Here is a 1,393-nt window from a genome sequence, read left to right on the forward strand (position 1 = left end):
TAGCCGGTCGGGGGATGGTTGCGCCGCCGGCCGCACCTGAGCATCTCGACCAGCGGCGACCGGCTCTGCAACTGACGGTGACGCCGCGGGAGTGGGACTACCTCCGCCCGCTCGCCGCCGCCCAGGAGACCCCTCGGGCGGTGAAGCGGTTCCTGAATCTCTACCAGCTGCTGCGGCTGACCTCGGGGCTCGGGATGGAGGAGGAAGAGGGCATCCTCGGCGACGACGTCCACGCCGACCGGCGTGCGGCCGCGACGCTGCTCGCCGTACTGGTGGGCGCTCCGCGGCAGGGGACCGACCTCCTGGCCGAGATGCTGACGGCCGACGCTCAAGGGCGGACTCTGGACACCTTGGTCGACGAGCTCCAGAGCAGGCACCTGCGCGACCCGAGCGGGCCGCACCAGCGGCGCCGGCAGACCGGGTCGGGGCGCTGTGACGTGTGCGTGGGCTGGCGGCGGATCCGTGACGTAGTGCAGCCCTCCGGCTCACCCGCGGGCGAGTCCGCCTCGGCCGCGGAGCTCCGGGTCGCGGACTTCCGGCCCTGGGTGGGGGAGGTGGCCCGGTTCAGCTTCCATTCCGAGGCGATGGGCCTGGCTGGAGTGGTCACCTCGTCCTAGTAGCCAGGAAAACTAGAACGCGTTACAGTTTCGGGCATGGGAGACGAGACGCTCGATGCCGTACGCAGCGTGGTGGCCGAGGTTTTTGGCCGGGAGCCCGACCGAGGTGATTGGTCGGCCTGGGCGAGCGCCGGCCTGACCGCACTGCCCGTGCCGGAAGCCCACGGTGGCGAGGGGTTCGGGCTGACCGAGATCGCGGTGCTGCTGCGCGAAGCCGGGCGTCACGCGGTGCGGGTCCCGGTGTGGGAGACGCTCGCGGTCGGTGCGCTGACCCTCGCCGGGCACGGGACCGCGGAGCAGCGGGAAGCGATCCTGCCCGGCGTCGCGAGCGGCGAGACGCTGCTGACCCCGGCGTGGCTGGAGCCGGGACGCCCCGAGACGCCGTCGGCGACCTTCCGCGACGGTGCCGTGACCGGACGCAAGACCGGGGTCACCTACGCGGCCGAGAGCGCGCGCCTCCTCGTGACCGCGAGCGCTGCCGACACCGGGGCGCCGGTCGTCGTGCTGGTCGACCCGAGCGGTCCGGGTGTCACGCTAGCCGCGGCCAGCGCCTCGGGCGAGGTCCCGCAGCACACCGTCGTGCTCGAGGACGCCCCGGCCGAGCCGCTCGGCGAGGGAGCCTTCGAGGCGCTGACGGGTCTCGCAACCGCCGGGCTGGCCGTGACCGCGGCCGGTGTGCTCGCGGGGGCGCGGGATCTGACCGCGGCGTACGTGAGCAACCGGCGGCAGTTCGGCCGGGCGCTGGCGGAGTTCCAGGCGGTGGCGCTGCAGATGGC

The 1,393-nt window shown here is 73.7% G+C and carries 2 protein-coding genes; both read left to right on the plus strand.

Annotated features, from left to right (window positions below; translation table 11 throughout):
* On the plus strand, positions 1-617 hold a 617-nt coding region (locus ACFVJS_RS27950), incomplete at its 5' end, for a hypothetical protein (RefSeq protein WP_378886799.1).
* A 36-nt stretch (positions 618-653) separates the two neighbouring features.
* On the plus strand, positions 654-1,393 hold a 740-nt coding region (locus ACFVJS_RS27955; protein ID WP_378886800.1), incomplete at its 3' end, for an acyl-CoA dehydrogenase family protein.

It is taken from the genome of Nocardioides sp. NPDC057772 (assembly GCF_042798075.1).
In the GTDB taxonomy this organism is placed as follows: domain Bacteria; phylum Actinomycetota; class Actinomycetes; order Propionibacteriales; family Nocardioidaceae; genus Nocardioides.